This is a genomic window from Methylobacterium sp. JK268 (assembly GCF_054052225.1).
This window is the reverse complement of sequence record NZ_JBSVZN010000003.1, coordinates 183,513-199,117: the sequence shown is the minus strand read 5'-3', so window position 1 is coordinate 199,117 and position 15,605 is coordinate 183,513. Positions and strand designations below refer to the sequence as shown.

Genomic DNA, 15,605 nt, shown 5'->3' with positions numbered 1-15,605 from the left:
TTGGATGTCCCTGGGGCCGCGCGCGCCCCTCGGCGGCAGGAGACCACGAATGACGACGAACGCGGCGGCCGTGATCGCGGCCAAGGAGGCCCTGGCGCCGAACGACCTCGACGCGTGGTGGCTGCCCTTCACGCCGAACCGCGCCTTCAAGCGCCGGCCGCGCATGGTCGCGCGCGCGAAGGACATGCACTACTTCGCGCCGGACGGCCGCGCGATCCTCGACGGCGCGGCGGGGCTGTGGTGCTGCAATGCGGGGCACAACCGGGACCCGATCGTGGCGGCGATCCAGACGCAGGCGGCGGAGCTCGACTTCTCGCCCGCCTTCCAATTCGGCCATCCCGGCGGCTTCGCGCTCGCCTCGCGGATCGCGGCCCTGGCGCCGGGCGACCTCGACCACGTGTTCTTCTGCAATTCGGGGTCGGAGGCGGTCGACACGGCGCTCAAGATCGCGCTCGCCTATTGGAACGCGCGCGGCCAGGGCGGGCGCACGCGGCTGATCGGCCGCGAGCGCGGCTATCACGGCGTCGGCTTCGGCGGCATCTCGGTCGGCGGCATCGTCACCAACCGCAAGGCCTTCGGCACGCTGCTGGCGGGCGTCGACCACTTGCCCCACACCTACTCGCGCGAGCACCAGGCCTTCACGGCGGGCGAGCCGGACTGGGGGGCCCACCTCGCCGACGACCTGGAGCGGATCGTCGCCCTGCACGACGCCTCCACGATCGCCGCGGTGATCGTCGAGCCGATGGCGGGCTCCACGGGCGTGCTGCCGCCGCCGAAGGGCTACCTGCAGCGCCTGCGCCAGATCTGCGACCGGCACGGCATCCTGCTCATCTTCGACGAGGTGATCTCAGGGTTCGGCCGGCTCGGCGCGGCCTTCGCGGCGGAGCGCTACGGCGTCGTCCCGGACATGATCACCTTCGCCAAGGGGGTGAATTCCGGCACGGTCCCGATGGGCGGCGTCCTCGTCCGCAAGGGGATCTTCGACGCCTTCATGCAGGGCCCCGAGCGGACGATCGAACTCTTCCACGGCTACACCTACTCGGCCCACCCGCTCGCTTGCGCGGCGGCGCTGGCGGCCCTCGACCTCTACAGGGACGAGGATCTGTTCGCCCGCGCCAAGCGCCTGGAACCAGTCCTGGCCGAGGGCCTGATGAGCCTGCGCGGCCTGCCGAACGTGCTCGACATCCGCACGCTCGGCCTCTCCGGCGCGATCGATCTCGCCTCTCGCCCCGACGCGCCGGGGGCGCGGGCCTTCGAGGCGATGGACCGCGCCTTCCAGGAGCTGGACCTGATGGTCCGCGCCACGGGCGAGACCATCGCGGTGACGCCGCCCCTGGTGATCAGCGAGGACCAGATCGGGGAACTGGTCGACAAGCTCGCGCGCGTGCTTCGAGCCGTGGCTTGACCCAAGGGAATCGCGCCGCGCCGGGGCAGGCGCGACGGGGCGCCTGCCTCCCGACGGGAATCGTGGGCCCGGGCGACAGCCGTTAGATTTTTCTGAGCATTCTGGTCAAGCGATTTAGTCTGGCCCGAATGCGCGCGGTCGGCTTATCGTGCCCGCACGGCGAACGCCACGTCGTGTTCGATCATAACGAGAAACCCGGGACGCCATGCCGACCGACATCGAGATCGCCCGCGCGGCCACCCTGAAGCCGATCAGCGCCATAGCCGAGAGGCTCGGCATCCCGGACGAAGCCCTCCATCCCTACGGGCGGCATATCGCCAAGATCGATCATGGCCACATCGCCGCCCTGGAGCCGAAGCCGGAGGGGCGGCTCGTGCTGGTGACGGCGATCAGCCCGACCCCCGCCGGCGAGGGCAAGACCACCACGACGGTCGGCCTGGGTGACGCGCTGAACCGCATCGGCAAGCGCGCTGTGATCTGCCTGCGCGAGCCCTCCCTCGGCCCCTGCTTCGGCATGAAGGGCGGCGCGGCGGGCGGCGGGCGCTCCCAGGTCGTGCCCATGGAGGCGATCAACCTTCACTTCACGGGCGACTTCCACGCCATCACGTCGGCCCACAGCCTCGCGGCCGCGCTCATCGACAACCACGTCTACTGGGGCAACGCCCTCGGGATCGACGTGCGGCGCATCGCGTGGCGGCGCGTCGTCGACATGAACGACCGATCGCTGCGCGCGATCGTGCAATCCCTCGGCGGCGCCGCCAACGGCTTCCCGCGCGAGGACGGGTTCGACATCACCGTCGCCTCGGAGGTGATGGCGGTGTTCTGCCTCTCCCGCGACCTCGCGGACCTGGAGGCGCGCCTCGGCCGGATCGTGGTGGCGGAAACCCGCGACCGCAAGCCGGTGACGCTCGCGGACCTCAAGGCGACGGGCGCCATGACGGTGCTGCTGAAGGACGCTCTCCAGCCGAACCTCGTCCAGACCCTGGAGGGCAGCCCGGCGCTGATCCACGGCGGCCCCTTCGCCAACATCGCCCACGGCTGCAACTCGGTCATCGCGACCCGCACCGGGCTGCGCCTCGGGGACTACGCGGTGACCGAGGCGGGGTTCGGGGCCGATCTCGGCGCCGAGAAGTTCCTCGACATCAAGTGCCGCCAGACCGGCCTCACTCCGAGCGCGGTCGTCATCGTGGCGACCGTGCGGGCGCTCAAGATGCATGGCGGCGTCGAGAAGAAGGCCCTCGGCACGGAGAACGTCGCCGCCCTGCAGAAGGGATTCGCGAATCTCCGCCGCCACGTCGAGAACGTGCGCCGCTTCGGCCTGCCGGTGGTGGTGGCCGTGAACCACTTCCACGCCGACACGGAGGCCGAGCACGCCGCCCTCAAGGCCCTGTGCCGGGACGAACTCGACGTCGAGGCGATCACCTGCCGCCACTGGGCGGAAGGCGGGGCGGGCGCCGAGGACCTCGCCCGGGCGGTGGTGGCGCTGGCGGAGGCGGGGACGCCCAAGACGCCGAACTTCGTCTATCCGGAGGAGGCGCCGTTGACCGACAAGATCCGCGCCATCGCCCGGACGCTGTATGGGGCGGCGGACATCCAGATCGAGTCGAAGGCCGCCGCCAAGCTCGCCCAGTTCGAGGCGGACGGCTACGGCACGCTCCCGGTCTGCATGGCCAAGACCCAGTACTCCTTCTCGACCGATCCCACGCTGATCGGCGCGCCCTCCGGCCACGTGGTCGGCGTGCGCGACGTGCGCCTGTCGGCGGGCGCGGGCTTCGTGGTGGTGATCTGCGGGGAGATCATGACCATGCCCGGCCTGCCGAAGGTCCCGGCCGCGGAAGGCATCTACCTCGACGCGAACGGGCAGATCGAGGGCCTGTTCTGAACCGGCCCGCCCGCGTCACGCCGGGCTGGAGAGCGGCTTTCCCTTCTCCAGCACGTAGGTGATGCTGAGCTTGGTCGCCCGGGCGGCCTTGCCGCCGGCATGCGGCGTGTGCGGCGGGATCTGGAACGCGTCGCCGGTCTTCACGGTCCGGGTCGGCTGGCCCTCGACCGGAAGCTCCAGTTCGCCCTCCAGCACGTAGGTGGATTCGATGCCCGGATGGGTGTGGCGCGCCACCAGGAAACCGGCGTCGATCTCCACCTCCATCAGGATCGTGACGTAGCCCTCCGCCGGTCCGTCGACCTGCGAGAGGAGCTTGCGCTTGAGGCCGGTCGGCGCCGGCGGCGTCTGCGCCGAGGCGTCGGTGGCGAGGAAACCCGTGGTCGCGCAGAGGGCGCAGGTCGCGATGCGGCCAAAGCCGCGGCGGGTGATCATGGCGTTCTCTCCCTGATCGCCCGGTCGTTCGCGCGCGGGCGTGCCGGCACGCTCCGCTCTTCCACAGACGTCGTCAAGTCCCGCCGGAGCTGACCGACACCCTCTCTGCTTGCCCGAGCGGGCGGCGAGACAGGGAACACTGTCCTTGGGGCGATGAAGCCGTGGCGGGACGACCAGAGAACCAGATCAGGCGCGCTGCGCACTCACGCCGGTTCCTCCTCGGCGCGCAGCGGCCGCGCCAGCAATCCGGCGACGGCCGTGTCGACGCTCACCGCCCCGCCCACCACCTCGGCCACCGCCTCCGCCACCGGCATCTCGATGCCGCGCCGCCGCGCGAGGACGACCAGCGCCCCGGCGGTGAGCGCGCCCTCGGCGAGCTTGCCGGCCGCCGCCTCGGCTGGGGACGCGCCGCGCCCGAGCCGCTCGCCAAAGGCGAAGTTGCGCGATTGCGGAGAGGCGGCCGTGAGCACGAGATCGCCGAGACCGGACAGGCCCATCAGCGTCTCCGGCCGGGCGCCGTAGGCGCGGGCGAAGCGGCGCAGCTCCGCGAAGCTGCGCGCGACCAGCGCCGCGCGGGCGCTCTCGCCGAGTCCGCGCCCGATCACCGCCCCGCAGGCGATGGCAAGCACGTTCTTGGCCGCGCCGCCGATCTCGACGCCGCGCGTGTCGGTGCCGTGATAGACGCGGAAGGTCGGCCCGGAGAGAGCGGCGGCGAGGTCCGCCCCGAGCGCAGGGTCGGGCGTCGCGAGCGTCACCGCCGTCGGCAGACCCCGCGCGACATCCGCCGCGAAGCTCGGACCCGAGAGCACGGCCAGGGTCGCGCCGGGCAGGACCGCCGCCGCGACCTCGGTCAGGAAGGCGTCCGTGCCGCGCTCGATCCCCTTGGCGCAGAGGATCAGGGGGGCCTTCGCCGGGAGGTCCGGGGCGAGCGCCGTCAGCACCGCCCGCAGGGTCTGGGCCGGAGTGACGAGGAGCACGCTCGCCGCGCTGCGCAGCCGCCCGGCCTCGGCGGTCGGCCGGACGCCCGGGTGGAGCGGCACGCCGGGCAGATAGCGGGCGTTCTCGCGCCGTTCCGCCATGTCGCGGGCCGCCTGCGCGTCGCGCAGCCAGAGCACGACCTCGCGGGGCGACGCGGCGGCGGCGGCGTTCGCGAGCGCGGTGCCCCAGGCGCCGCCGCCCACCACCGCGATCGGCGCGGGGGTCACGCGCCGGCTCCGGCCGCGAAGGCGGACGCGGTGAGGCGGTAGAGCACGTGCGGGCGCAGCGGGTCGCCCTCGGCAAGGGCCGGATGCGGGAAGACCTCCAGCCGCTCCATGCCGAGGCGCTCCATCACCCGCTGCGACGGGTGGTTGAGCACGGCCGTGTAGGCGAGGATCTCCGGCAGGCCGCAGCGCCCGAACGCGTCCCCGAGCGCGAGCCGCGCGCCGCGCGTCGCGAGGCCCCGGCCCCACACGGAACGGGCCAGGCGCCAACCGATCTCGACCACGCTCCCGGGCGCCGACGCGAAGGGCAGGGGACGCACCGGCCGCCAGCAGCCGACGAACCCGACGAAGCGCCCCTCCGCCTCCAAGGCCCAGGGACCGAAGCCGTCCTGCTCGAAGCGGCGGTCGAGGGCGCGGGCCTCCGCCTCGCTCTCGCGCCGGTTCTTGAGCGTGGGGAAGAAGCGCATCACCGCGGCATCGGCGTTGAGCGCCGCGAAGGCCGCGTCGTCCTCCCGCCGCCAGCGCCGGAGGGCGAAGCCGTCGCCCCGCAGCTCGGAGGGCGGCACGGGGCGGCGCAGCTTGCCGCGCCACGCGAGGGAGCGCCGGTTCAGTTCCGCGAGATCGGCCTCGCCGGCCAGCACCGCCTCGCCGAGGGCTAGCGCCGCCGCGAGGCGGTCGGGCGGCATGTTGACCCAGGCCGGGGGGGCGACGCTCTCGCGCCAGGGACCCCCGCAGGCGTTGTCGAGGAGGATGCGCGCGAAGCAGTGGTTGAGACGCACGGGCCAGTCCGCCCGTCCCGCGGCGGCGTCGGGCAGACGCTCGTCCACCAGCCGCCGCCAGCGGCGCTGCATGGCGGCGGCCTCCGCGGGGGGCACGGCGATCGCGCTCACCGGACCGCCCCGGTGAGCGCCTCCGCGAAGGGCCAGCGCGGGCGGGCCGGCGCCGTGATGTCGTCCACGAGGCCGAGCCGCAGCCGTTCGAGCCCGGCCCAGGCGATCATCGCGCCGTTGTCGCCGCAGAGCGGCAGGGGCGGGGCCACGAGGGGTAGCCCGGCCTCGCCCGCGAGCTGGGTCAGCGCCCGGCGCAGGGCGCCGTTGGCGGCGACGCCGCCGGCCACGACCAGGGCGGTCGGGTGGCCGGCCACCGCCCCGAAGGCCCGCAGCGCCACCCGCACGCGGTCGACCACCACGTCGACGATCGCCGCCTGGAAGCTCGCGCAGAGATCGGCCACGTCCCGGTCCGACAGGGGCGCGATGCGCTCGGCCTCGACGCGAAGGGCGGTCTTGAGCCCGGACAGGGAGAAGTTCGGCTCGCGCCGGCCCAGCATCGGGCGGGGCAGGGCGAAGCGCTCGGAATCGCCGCCCTCCGCGGCGTGCTCCACCTCCGGCCCGCCCGGATAGGCGAGGCCGAGAAGCTTGGCCACCTTGTCGAAAGCCTCGCCGATCGCGTCGTCGATGGTGGTGCCGAGCCGCAGGTACTCGCCCACGCCCTTCACGGCGACGAGCTGGGTGTGGCCGCCCGAGGCCAGCAGCAGCAGGTAGGGGAAGCCGATCCCGTCGGTCATCCGCGCCGTGAGGGCGTGGGCCTCCAGGTGGTTGATCGCGAGCAGGGGCTTGCGGGTGACGAGGGCGAGCGTCTTGGCGGTGACGAGCCCGACCAGCACCCCGCCGATGAGCCCCGGCCCCGCCGCGACCGCGATGCCGTCGAGGTCGTCGAACGAGCAGCCCGCCTCGTCCAGGGCGCGGTCGATCAGCCGGTCGAGCACCTCGACATGGGCGCGGGCCGCGATCTCCGGCACCACGCCGCCATAAGCGGCGTGCTCGGCGATCTGGCTCAGCACCTCGTTGGCGCGGATGACCGCCTGCCCGTCCTCGGCAGCGGTCACGATCGCCGCGGCCGTCTCGTCGCAGGTGGTCTCGATGCCGAGGACGTTCATCGTGGTCGCGCTCGCGGGAAGCCGGAGGGATGGCGCGCGGCGCCGAGCCCGGTATGCTGACGGACCAGATAACCCGGGAGGCCGGGCCCGCAAAGATGGGAGGCGATGTGAGCGAGAGCGCGCCGAGCCCGGACGGGGTCTCCCTGCGCGTCTGGGTCGCGCGGCCCCTGCCGGCCGGCGCGCGCACGGCGACGCGGCTCGCTGCGCTCGGCCACGCCCCGCTCCTCGCGCCCGTGCTCGACCTCGCGCCCAGCCACGCCCCGGCGCCGGAGGGACCCTTCGACGCCCTGATCCTCACGAGCGCCAGCGCGGTGCCGGCGGTCGCCGGATCGGCCTGGGCGGACCTGCCTGCCTATTGCGTCGGCTCCCGCACGGCCGAGGCCGCGCAGGCCGCCGGCCTCGCGCATCCGCGCGTCGCCGGGGGCGACGCGACGGCGCTGGCCCGGCTCGTTGCCGAGAGCCTGCCACCCGGAGCGCGCCTCCTCCACGCCGCGGGCCAGGAGCGCAAGCCCGAACCCGCGGCGGCCCTTCTCGCGCGGGGGTTCCGCCTCACCGCCTGGATCGCCTACGCGGCCCGCCCGGTGCCCCGCCTGCCCGAGGCGATCGCGGCGGCGCTCGCCGGGGCGGGTCTCGACGCGGCGCTGCACTATTCCCGGCGCAGCGCCGCGACCGCGCTCGGCCTCGCCCGGGAAGCCGGGCGAGAGGCCGAGTTCGCGCGCCTCGCCCATCTCTGCCTGTCGGCGGATTGCGCCGCGCCCCTGGTCGCGGCGGGCATCGCGTCCCATCTCGTCGCGGGCGAGCCGAACGAGGACGACCTTCTCGCCGGCCTCGCCTGCGTGTCGCCCGCGCAAGCGGGCTCGCGCCTGGCCCATGACCGGTGCTAAGGACGGCGCATAAGAGCGGCCGTCGGCCGCGCCGTCCCTCTCGGGACCCGCTCCGCCGGGCCCCGGAGGACCGGCGCGGATCTTCCGCGCGCGCGGCCCCGTTCAGTCGTGAGGATCCTCGGCCGTGACCCCATCCGACAAGGACAACCCGGAATCCCGCAACCGGCCCGGCGGACGCGGCCCCAACCCGTCGGACGGGCCGATCATCGACCTCAAGGCGACCCGCGTCGCCGAGACACCCGGGAAGGGTCCGTCCGGCCCGGCCGCCAAGCCCGCAGAGCCGCCGAAGCCCGCCTCGGGTCCGGCCGCGGCGGCGCCGAAGCCGCCCGAGTCGCCGCAGCCGCCGGAGTCACCGAAGCCCGGCCTCGGCGCGGGCCCCGCCGCGACCAAGCCGACCCCGGCGCCGGCAGCGTCCACGTCCCCGGCCAGCTCGGTCTCGGCCAATGCGACTTCGGCCAACGCGACTTCGACCGGTCCCACATCGGCCAGTTCCTCTCCGGCCGGTTCTTCTTCGGCCGGTTCTTCTTCGGCGAAGCCGTCCTCATCGGTCTCCGAGCCGCCCAGAGCCGGCGCGGCGGGGGTGACAGGCGCCGCGGCGTCGAGCGGGACGAGCGGAAACACCGGACAAGCCGCCGCGGCGAGCTTCGCCGCGAAGGGCGTTTCCGGACCCTCGGGAGCCTCAGGATCGACTGGCCCGGGCGGATCCGGGGTGAGCGCGACAGGCCCGCGGCCGGGGTCGACGGGAGCGTCCGGCCCGACCGGATCGATGTCCAGTTCCGTTCCGAAGACGGGCCCCGCCGGAGCGACGGTCGGCGCGAAGAACGAAACCGTGAGGACGGAGAGCACCAAGACCGACGGCACCAGGACTGAGGCCGTCCGGACCGGGCCTGCCGCGACGGCGTCCGCTCTGTCCGAACCGGCCCGCGGCGGCGCGGGCTTCGGCTCGCTCCTGGCCGCCTCGCTCCTCGGCGGCGTGGTCGGGGCGGGGCTGCTCTACGGGGTTCAGACCTACGGCCCGGCCTCCGGGCTCCTGCCGAAACCCGCGGAGAGTGGCGCCACGCTCGACCAGCGCCTGGCCGGGCTCGCGACCCGCGACAGCGTTCAGGCCCTCGACCAGCGCCTCGCGGCGGCCGAAGGGACCCTGCGGCCGCTGCCCGAGGCGGTGCGCAACGCCGAAGCGGCCGCTAAGTCTGCGTCGGCCCAGGCGGCCGAAGCGGCCAAGCAGGGGCAGAGCGGATCGCCGGCCCCCGCCGTCTCCGCGCCCGCCGGTTCGGGCGAGCCGGCGACGCAAGCCGCCGCTCCGGCGCCGGATCTCGGGCCGCTTCAGGCCCGGCTCGACGGGCTCGACCAGCGCCTGTCCGACCTGCAGAAGAACCAGGGGGGCGATCCCGCCCTGCGCCAGAAGATCGACGACCTCGCCCGGTCGCTGCAGGACCTCCAGGGCAAAGCCGATACGGGCGAGCTGCGGGGCCGGCTCGACGGGCTCGATGCCGGACTCAAGGCGCTGCAGGCGGATCTCGGCCAGGCGCGGGGAGCCGGGCAGGAGGAGAGCAAGGCGCTCTCCGGCAAGCTCGACGCGCTCCAGCAGGAGGTTCAGGCCAGGGGCAAGGCGGACGACCAGCGCCTCGCGGATCTCGCCCGCGACCTGAAGGGCCGCGCGGATGCGGGGTCTCTTCAGGCCGGCCTGCGCGCCGTGGCCGCGGACCGGATCGGCACGGCGCTCGCGACCGGCGCGCCCTACGCGGACGCGCTCGCCGCCCTCAAGCAGCTCAGTCCGGACGACGCCGCGTCCCTCGCCCCCCTGGACCGGTTCGCCGCGAAGGGCGCGCCGACCGCCGCCGCCCTCGCGGACACCTTCCGTCCGATCGGCAACCGCCTCGTGGCGGAGGCGAGGGCGCGGCAGCAGCGCGAGATGGCGACCACCGGCAGCATCACGGACCGGCTGGCGAGCATGGCCGGATCGATCGTGTCGGTGCGCAAGGCGGACGGCCCGAGCGGCGCCGGCGCCGCGAGCCCGGCCGGCGACCCGACCGAGGCCGCGGTGGCGAAGCTCCAGAGCGCCCTCGACCGGGGGGCGATCGCGGAGGCCGCCTCCGCGTTCGACGCGCTGCCCGAGGCGGCCCGGCAGAATGCGGCGGAGTTCGGCGACACGCTGAAGGCCCGCGCTGCCGCCGGGGAGGCCGCACGGGCGCGGCTCGCCGCCACCTTCGGGGCCTTGTCGGGTGCGTCCCGCTGACGGGGCCGGCCGCTCCGGCCTCGGCCGGGGGTCGGGCCTGCCCTCTTGGCGCGGTCGGGGGCGTGTCCGGGACCGCAGCCGGGCGCGTCCACCACGGAGATCCAGGGGCGCGAGCCCCACGCCGCGCCGGGCGCGGACCTGAGGAGTAGAAGAACCGATGTGGCGCGCACTCGCCTTCCTGGCCCTCCTGGCCCTTGCCGCCTACGGCGCGGTCTGGCTCGCAGACCACCCCGGGGCCGTCACCGTGACCTGGGGCGGGTACGAGGTTGCGACGAGCCTCAACGCCGCCCTGATCGGGGTCCTCGTCCTCACGGTGGTGCTCGGTTTCGTCTGGGCCTTCGCCCGGGGCCTCCTGCACCTGCCGCGGCGGATGCGGGTGAACAGCCGCGAGCGGCGCCGGGCGCGCGGCTTCCAGGCGCTCTCGCGGGGCATGGTGGCGGTCGGCTCCGGCGACCCGGCCTCGGCCCGGCGCCACGCGGGTGAAGCGGAGCGCCTGCTCGGCGCCGAGCCGCTCGCGCTGCTGCTGACCGCCCAGGCGGCACAGATCTCGGGCGACCGCGCGGGGGCCGAGCGGGCCTTCCGCCGCATGACCGAGGCGCCGGAGACCCGGGTGCTCGGCCTGCGCGGGCTGTTCCTGGAGGCGCGGCGGCAGGGCGACGAGGCGACGGCCCGGGCCTACGCCAACGAGGCGGCGCGGCTCGCTCCGGGCGTGTCCTGGGCGAACGAGGCGGTGCTGGAGGCCCAGTCGGCGGACCGCGACTGGGGCGGCGCCCTGGAGACGGTGTCGCGGCGCGCCTCCCTGGGCCTGTCCGACAAGGCGGCGGCGCGTCGGCAGCGCGCGGTGCTGCTCACCGCGAGCGCCCTCGAACTGGAGGCGGGCGACCCCGAGCGGGCGCTGGCGCAGGGCCGGGAGGCGGTGCGCCTCGCCCCCGACCTGGTTCCGGCCGCGGCGGTGACCGGGCGCCTCCTCGCCCGGCGGGCCGAGCTCAAGAAGGCCGCCCGGGTCGTCGAGGCGGCGTGGAAGGCCAATCCCCATCCCGACCTCGCGCGGGTCTATCTCGACCTGCGCCCGGGTGATTCGAGCCGCGACCGCCTCGCCCGCGCCGAGACCCTGGCGCGGCTCTCATCCTGGCACCCGGAGGCGCGATTCGCGATCGCACGGGCCGCCCTGGAATCCCGCGAGTTCGGGCGGGCGCGCGACGTTCTCCAGCCGCTGCTGGCGGAGGCGCCGACGCAGCGCGTCTACCTGTTGATGGCCGAGATCGAGGAGACCGAGCACGGCCGCGGCAGCGGGCGCGCCCGCGAGTGGCTCGCCCGCGCGACCCACGCGAAGCGCGATCCCGCCTGGTGCGCGGACGGCATCGTCTCCGACCGCTGGGCGCCGATCTCGCCCGTGAGCGGGCGCCTCGACGCCTTCGTGTGGCAGACGCCGCCCGAGCTTCTCAGCCACTCAGACCGCGACCTCCCGCACGAGACGGAGGCTCCCGAGGCGCCCGGCCCGCTGCCGGCACCGGCCGCGCCCGAGGCGAAGACGGAGCCCGAGCCCAAGAAGGAGCCCGCGACAAAGACGCAGCCCGCGGCGACCGAGCCGACGCCGGCCGCCCGGCCGGCCGGCAACGGCCTCGACCCCTCCGCGCCGCCCTTCGCGGCCACGGCCACGCCGGTGGTCTTCCCGTCGCCGAAGCCGAAGGAGGAGGAGGCCTCCTTCCTGGAGCGGCCGCGTCGGGTGGTGTGACCCTCGTCCGGCGGGCGAGGTCTTCCCCACGCGGCGGCTGACGCTCGCCGCGAACGCTACGTCTCCCGCGCGCGACGCCGCGCGGGCCGGACGAGGCCGCCGCGCCGTCGAAGGAGGCAAGGGTGGCGATCGATCATCCGCGGATCCGCGTCGGCCTGATCGGCTACGGCTACGCCGGCAAGACCTTCCACGCGCCCCTGATCCGCGCCGTTGCGAGCCTCGACCTGCGACTGGTCGGCTCACGCGATCCGGAGAAGGTCCATGCCGACCTGCCCGGCATCGCCGTCCTGGCCGACCCTGTCGCGGTCGCCTGCTCGGACGCGGTCGACCTCGTGGTGGTGGCCTCGCCCAACGACAGCCACGCGCCGCTGGCCCGGGCCGCCCTGGAGGCGGGCAAGCACGTCGTCGTCGACAAGCCGTTCACCCTCGATCTCGCCGAGGCCCGGGCGCTGCGCGCGCTGGCCGTCCGCCGCGGCCGCTTGCTGGCGGTGTTCCACAACCGGCGCTGGGACAGCGACTACCTGACCGTCGCGGCCGCCCTCGCGGCGGGCGTCATCGGCTCCGTCCGGCACTTCGAATCGCGCCTCGATCGCTTTCGTCCGGTCGTCCGGGATCGTTGGCGGGAGGGCGGTGGGCCCGGGAGCGGCATCTGGTACGATCTCGGCCCGCACCTCCTGGACCAGGCGCTGCAGCTGTTCGGCCTGCCCGACCGGGTGAGTGCGAACCTGGCGCGGCTGCGCCCCGGCGCCCTGGCCGACGATTGGGCACACGTGGTGCTTGACTATCCGCAGCTGCGCGTCGTGCTGCAGGCCAGCATGCTCGTCGCGGGCGGGTCGTCCCGCTTCGTCGTCCACGGCGAGGGCGGGAGCCTCGTCAAGCGGCACCCCGATCCCCAGGAAGGCCAGTTGCTGGCCGGCATTGTCCCGGGTTCGCCCGGATGGGGGCGGGACCCGGACGCGCTGGAGATCCACGACGGGAGCGGGACCGTGCGCCACTCGCCCGCCCTCGACGGGGACCAGCGGCGCTTCTACGCGGAGGTCGCCGGTTCGCTTCTGCGCGGCGAGGTGTCGGACAGGACGACGCGGGAGGCGGTCGAGGTCATGGCCTGCCTGGAGGCGGCCGCAACCTCGGCCCGCGAGGGCGCTGCCGTCGCGGTGGCCTCGGAGTGAGGCGAGCTTCCGAACGCGCGGCGGGGGATGGCGGGCGGCCCGGCTTCGCTCCACGCTTCCGACGCCTCACCTCGGCGGGTGCGCGTGCCCTATCCGCACACGCGCGCGCCTGTCCGGGGACAGGGGAGACATTTCTCCCGATCGAAAGGATGATCGTTCCGATCGATCAGACTTCGAGCGGATCCTTCATCGCTCAGCCGCATCCGCTGCGCGATCGGTCGCAGGGCATCGCAAGAACCAATCGACGCCGGCAGACCTGAAGAACGATGGATTTCATCCACTCAGGTAATGATGAGCCATAGCTTCAAACCCGGCTGATGGCAACAAACCCTCTTCCTCATGCTGAGGTGCGACCAAAGGGAGCCTCGAAGCACCCAGAAACAGTATATCCAAGGCGCACTTCTCTTGGATTGACGGTCAAGGGTGCTTCGAGGCTGCTGCGCAGCACCTCAGCATGAGGAGTGTTGTGTTTTCCAGAAGCGTTCAGCTGATGAACCGGCTACAAAGACGTGCGCCCACGGCAGCCCACTCGGGAGAGGGGATCCGGCTCGATCCAAAAACAGCGCAATCGATTGTCGACTAAGCACGGCTCGAACAAGAAAGCGCAGCGAAAACAGCCGCGCTTCGTCCCGTCAGCCGCGCCTCAATGCGTCCAGCGGGTCGCGAACCGGGCGAGTTCGGCGGCACTCGCCAGGGACACCACCTCGAGATGACGTGTCTCCTCGGGCCAGCCCGGGAAGAGCGCGTAGGTCACCGCGCGCCGCCACAGCCGGGCGCTCGGCGCCTCGGTGGCCGCCCAGGCCCTGACCTCCTCGGCCAGATCGTCCGGCGCATCCGGGGCGACCAGGCCGGAGAGGGGGCGCAGCACCACGAAATAGGGACCGAGATCCGGGTGCTGCTCCTTCACGATCGCGACGATGTCGATCATCGCCCGCGTCTCACCACGCCTGCGGCTCGTTGATCTGCACCTGCGCCTGGGCCTGCGTGAAGTTCGGGATGTCCGCGAAGATCTCCTGGCCGTGCGCCGCGACCGCCTTCTGGAAGTCGTCGAGAGAGCGGAAGCTCAGGAGCGCGATGATCTGGAAGGGGGCGGGGCTGCCATCCGGCGTCGCGGCGGCCTTCACCACCTCGGCCTTCTCCAGGCCCATGCCGGACCAGCGCTCGCGCACGAGCGGCATGTGGTGTTTGAGGTAATAGTCGAGGTCGAAGGCGGCGGGCGAGGCGCCGCCCGGATACATCACGCTGACCAGGATCATCGGCGTCGTGTCCTCCCGGGCCCGTGCGGGCCCGGGTCACCGAAGCACCGATCCCGGGCCGGCGCAACCGCCCTCAATGGAGCTTCACCCGCGGCACCGTGTGCCGGGTGAGCGCCCGGGCCGCCGTGTCGAGCGCGACCTTCCAGGTGCCGTGCAGGGCCTGCTGGTGCATCTTGTAGAGCGACTGATACATCATCCGGGCGAACAGCCCGGCGATGAACACGTTGCGCCCGCGGATGAACCCCATCAGGTTGCCGACCGTGGTGTACTCGCCGAGCGAGACGAGCGAGCCGAAATCCCGGTAGCGGAAGGGGGCCAGCGGCTGCCCGGCGAAGCGGTGCGGGATCTGCCGCAGCAGGTGGGTCGCCTGCTGGTGCGCCGCCTGGGCGCGGGGCGGGATCGGCTTCTGCGTCGCGTCGTCGATGAGGTAGGCGCAGTCGCCGAGGGCGAAGATGGCCTCGTCGCGGGTGGTCTGAAGGGTCGGGCGCACCACGAGCTGGTTGTTGCGGGTGGTCTCCAGGCCGTCGAGGTCGCGCAGGACGTCCGGCGCCCGCACCCCCGCCGCCCAGACCACCAGTTCCGACTCGATGAAGCTGCCGTCCGCCAGCATCACGCCGTTCGCCCGCACCTCGGTCACCCGGGCGCGGGTGCGCACCTCGACGCCGATCCCGGCGAGCAGCGCCATCACGTCCTGCGACAGGCGCTCGGGCACGGCCGGCAGGATGCGGTCGGCGGCCTCGATTAGGGTGAGCTTGAGGTCCTTGTCGGGGTCGATCCGGTCGAGGCCGGTCGCGGCCACTTGGCGAGTCGTCCGGTGGAGCTCGGCCACGAGCTCGGTGCCGGTCGCGCCCGCGCCGATCACGGCCACGTGGAGCTGGCCCGGCCGCACCGGCGCCTCCTGCGCGTGGGCGCGGATCATCGCGTTGATCAGCCGGCGGTGGAAGCGCTGGGCCTGGTCCGGCGTGTCAAGGGCGATGGCGTGATCCTTCACGCCCGGCGTTCCGAAATCGTTGCTGGCGCTGCCGACCGCGATCACCAGCGTGTCGTACGGGACCTCGCGCGCCGGCGTGACCTCGCGGCCCTCCGCGTCGTGGCTCGCGGCGAGCCTCACCACCCGGCGGGCCCGGTCGAGGCCGATCATCTCGCCGATCCGGTAGCGGAACCCGTGGGCGTGGGCGTGGTGGAGGTAGTCCACCGCGTGGTGGCCGACATCCATGCTGCCGGCCGCGACCTCGTGCAGGAGCGGCTTCCAGATGTGGGTGCGCGAGCGGTCGATCAGCGTGACCTCGGCCGCGCCCCGCCGCCCGTAGCGGTCGCCGAGCTTCGTCGCGAGCTGCAGGCCCGCGGCGCCGCCGCCCACGACCACGATCCTGTGCCGTTCCGTCACTCCGCCCTCTCCCTCGCTGGCTGCGCTCCGGATCACGGAGCGGAGCATGCCCGAGGCGCGGGACGATGGGGAAGGGCGTTC

Annotated in this window: 14 protein-coding genes; 6 read left to right on the top strand and 8 right to left on the bottom strand. The window is 73.8% G+C overall.

Features of this window, described 5'->3' with window-relative positions; translation table 11 throughout:
• The first annotated feature begins 49 nt into the window (after positions 1-49).
• Positions 50-1,405 carry an aminotransferase class III-fold pyridoxal phosphate-dependent enzyme gene (locus tag ACW9J6_RS04820; RefSeq protein WP_457115304.1) on the top strand — a complete coding sequence of 452 codons (1,356 nt, stop codon included), beginning with the start codon at positions 50-52 and terminating at the stop codon, positions 1,403-1,405.
• A gap of 205 nt (positions 1,406-1,610) precedes the next feature.
• The gene (locus ACW9J6_RS04815) at positions 1,611-3,287 is read left to right on the top strand and encodes a formate--tetrahydrofolate ligase (protein WP_457115303.1); all 1,677 of its coding nucleotides are present in this window, start codon (positions 1,611-1,613) and stop codon (positions 3,285-3,287) included.
• Positions 3,288-3,302: 15 nt separating this feature from the next.
• On the opposite strand, the gene ACW9J6_RS04810 is transcribed toward ACW9J6_RS04815, so the two are convergent.
• The 4 genes from ACW9J6_RS04810 to tsaD form a co-directional block, all read right to left on the bottom strand.
• Positions 3,303-3,719 carry a cupin domain-containing protein gene (locus ACW9J6_RS04810; protein WP_457115302.1) on the bottom strand — a complete coding sequence of 139 codons (417 nt, stop codon included), beginning with the start codon at positions 3,717-3,719 and terminating at the stop codon, positions 3,303-3,305.
• 203 nt (positions 3,720-3,922) lie between these two features.
• Complete coding sequence (locus ACW9J6_RS04805; protein ID WP_457115301.1) at positions 3,923-4,924, bottom strand: NAD(P)H-dependent glycerol-3-phosphate dehydrogenase; 1,002 nt, start codon at positions 4,922-4,924, stop codon at positions 3,923-3,925.
• The gene (locus tag ACW9J6_RS04800; protein WP_457115458.1) at positions 4,921-5,772 is read right to left on the bottom strand and encodes a GNAT family N-acetyltransferase; all 852 of its coding nucleotides are present in this window, start codon (positions 5,770-5,772) and stop codon (positions 4,921-4,923) included. The genes ACW9J6_RS04805 and ACW9J6_RS04800 overlap by 4 nt, the downstream gene beginning before the upstream one ends.
• Before the next feature lie 35 nt (positions 5,773-5,807).
• Entirely contained in the window at positions 5,808-6,857 is a 1,050-nt protein-coding gene (gene tsaD / locus ACW9J6_RS04795) for a tRNA (adenosine(37)-N6)-threonylcarbamoyltransferase complex transferase subunit TsaD (protein ID WP_457115300.1), read from the bottom strand.
• A gap of 95 nt (positions 6,858-6,952) precedes the next feature.
• On the opposite strand from tsaD, the gene ACW9J6_RS04790 reads away from it, so the two are divergent.
• Positions 6,953-7,741, top strand: a complete 789-nt coding sequence (locus ACW9J6_RS04790) for a uroporphyrinogen-III synthase (protein WP_457115299.1) — start codon at positions 6,953-6,955, stop codon at positions 7,739-7,741.
• 102 nt (positions 7,742-7,843) lie between these two features.
• On the opposite strand, the gene ACW9J6_RS04785 is transcribed toward ACW9J6_RS04790, so the two are convergent.
• The gene (locus ACW9J6_RS04785; protein ID WP_457115298.1) at positions 7,844-8,590 is read right to left on the bottom strand and encodes a hypothetical protein; all 747 of its coding nucleotides are present in this window, start codon (positions 8,588-8,590) and stop codon (positions 7,844-7,846) included.
• On the opposite strand from ACW9J6_RS04785, the gene ACW9J6_RS04780 reads away from it, so the two are divergent.
• The 3 genes from ACW9J6_RS04780 (at position 8,571) to ACW9J6_RS04770 (ending at position 12,881) form a co-directional block, all read left to right on the top strand.
• Positions 8,571-9,977, top strand: coding sequence for a COG4223 family protein (locus ACW9J6_RS04780; protein ID WP_457115297.1), 1,407 nt, complete (start codon positions 8,571-8,573; stop codon positions 9,975-9,977). The two genes, ACW9J6_RS04785 and ACW9J6_RS04780, sit on opposite strands and share 20 nt — an antisense overlap.
• Before the next feature lie 157 nt (positions 9,978-10,134).
• Positions 10,135-11,712, top strand: coding sequence for a heme biosynthesis HemY N-terminal domain-containing protein (locus tag ACW9J6_RS04775; protein WP_457115296.1), 1,578 nt, complete (start codon positions 10,135-10,137; stop codon positions 11,710-11,712).
• Between the two features lie 122 nt (positions 11,713-11,834).
• Positions 11,835-12,881: an oxidoreductase gene (locus ACW9J6_RS04770; RefSeq protein WP_457115295.1), complete on the top strand. Its 1,047-nt coding sequence runs from the start codon at positions 11,835-11,837 to the stop codon at positions 12,879-12,881.
• A 643-nt stretch (positions 12,882-13,524) separates the two neighbouring features.
• Here ACW9J6_RS04770 and ACW9J6_RS04765 read toward each other — a convergent pair.
• The 3 genes from ACW9J6_RS04765 to ACW9J6_RS04755 form a co-directional block, all read right to left on the bottom strand.
• Positions 13,525-13,809, bottom strand: a complete 285-nt coding sequence (locus ACW9J6_RS04765) for a hypothetical protein (protein ID WP_457115294.1) — start codon at positions 13,807-13,809, stop codon at positions 13,525-13,527.
• A gap of 10 nt (positions 13,810-13,819) precedes the next feature.
• Positions 13,820-14,137 carry an EthD family reductase gene (locus tag ACW9J6_RS04760; RefSeq protein WP_457115293.1) on the bottom strand — a complete coding sequence of 106 codons (318 nt, stop codon included), beginning with the start codon at positions 14,135-14,137 and terminating at the stop codon, positions 13,820-13,822.
• Positions 14,138-14,210: 73 nt separating this feature from the next.
• On the bottom strand, positions 14,211-15,572 hold the full coding sequence (locus tag ACW9J6_RS04755) for an NAD(P)/FAD-dependent oxidoreductase (RefSeq protein WP_457115292.1): 1,362 nt from the start codon (positions 15,570-15,572) through the stop codon (positions 14,211-14,213).
• Positions 15,573-15,605: the final 33 nt, after the last annotated feature.

Excerpts from the sequence above, each read along its gene's own strand:
- ACW9J6_RS04775 (WP_457115296.1), top strand. The coding sequence starts at position 10,135 with ATGTGGCGCGCACTCGCCTTCCTGGCCCTCCTGGCCCTTGCCGCCTAC.
- ACW9J6_RS04760 (WP_457115293.1), bottom strand. The coding sequence starts at position 14,137 with ATGATCCTGGTCAGCGTGATGTATCCGGGCGGCGCCTCGCCCGCCGCC.
- ACW9J6_RS04820 (WP_457115304.1), top strand. The coding sequence starts at position 50 with ATGACGACGAACGCGGCGGCCGTGATCGCGGCCAAGGAGGCCCTGGCG.
- ACW9J6_RS04800 (WP_457115458.1), bottom strand. The coding sequence starts at position 5,772 with ATGCAGCGCCGCTGGCGGCGGCTGGTGGACGAGCGTCTGCCCGACGCC.
- ACW9J6_RS04790 (WP_457115299.1), top strand. The coding sequence starts at position 6,953 with ATGGGAGGCGATGTGAGCGAGAGCGCGCCGAGCCCGGACGGGGTCTCC.
- ACW9J6_RS04765 (WP_457115294.1), bottom strand. The coding sequence starts at position 13,809 with ATGATCGACATCGTCGCGATCGTGAAGGAGCAGCACCCGGATCTCGGT.
- ACW9J6_RS04755 (WP_457115292.1), bottom strand. The coding sequence starts at position 15,572 with ATGCTCCGCTCCGTGATCCGGAGCGCAGCCAGCGAGGGAGAGGGCGGA.
- ACW9J6_RS04810 (WP_457115302.1), bottom strand. The coding sequence starts at position 3,719 with ATGATCACCCGCCGCGGCTTTGGCCGCATCGCGACCTGCGCCCTCTGC.
- tsaD (WP_457115300.1), bottom strand. The coding sequence starts at position 6,857 with ATGAACGTCCTCGGCATCGAGACCACCTGCGACGAGACGGCCGCGGCG.
- ACW9J6_RS04815 (WP_457115303.1), top strand. The coding sequence starts at position 1,611 with ATGCCGACCGACATCGAGATCGCCCGCGCGGCCACCCTGAAGCCGATC.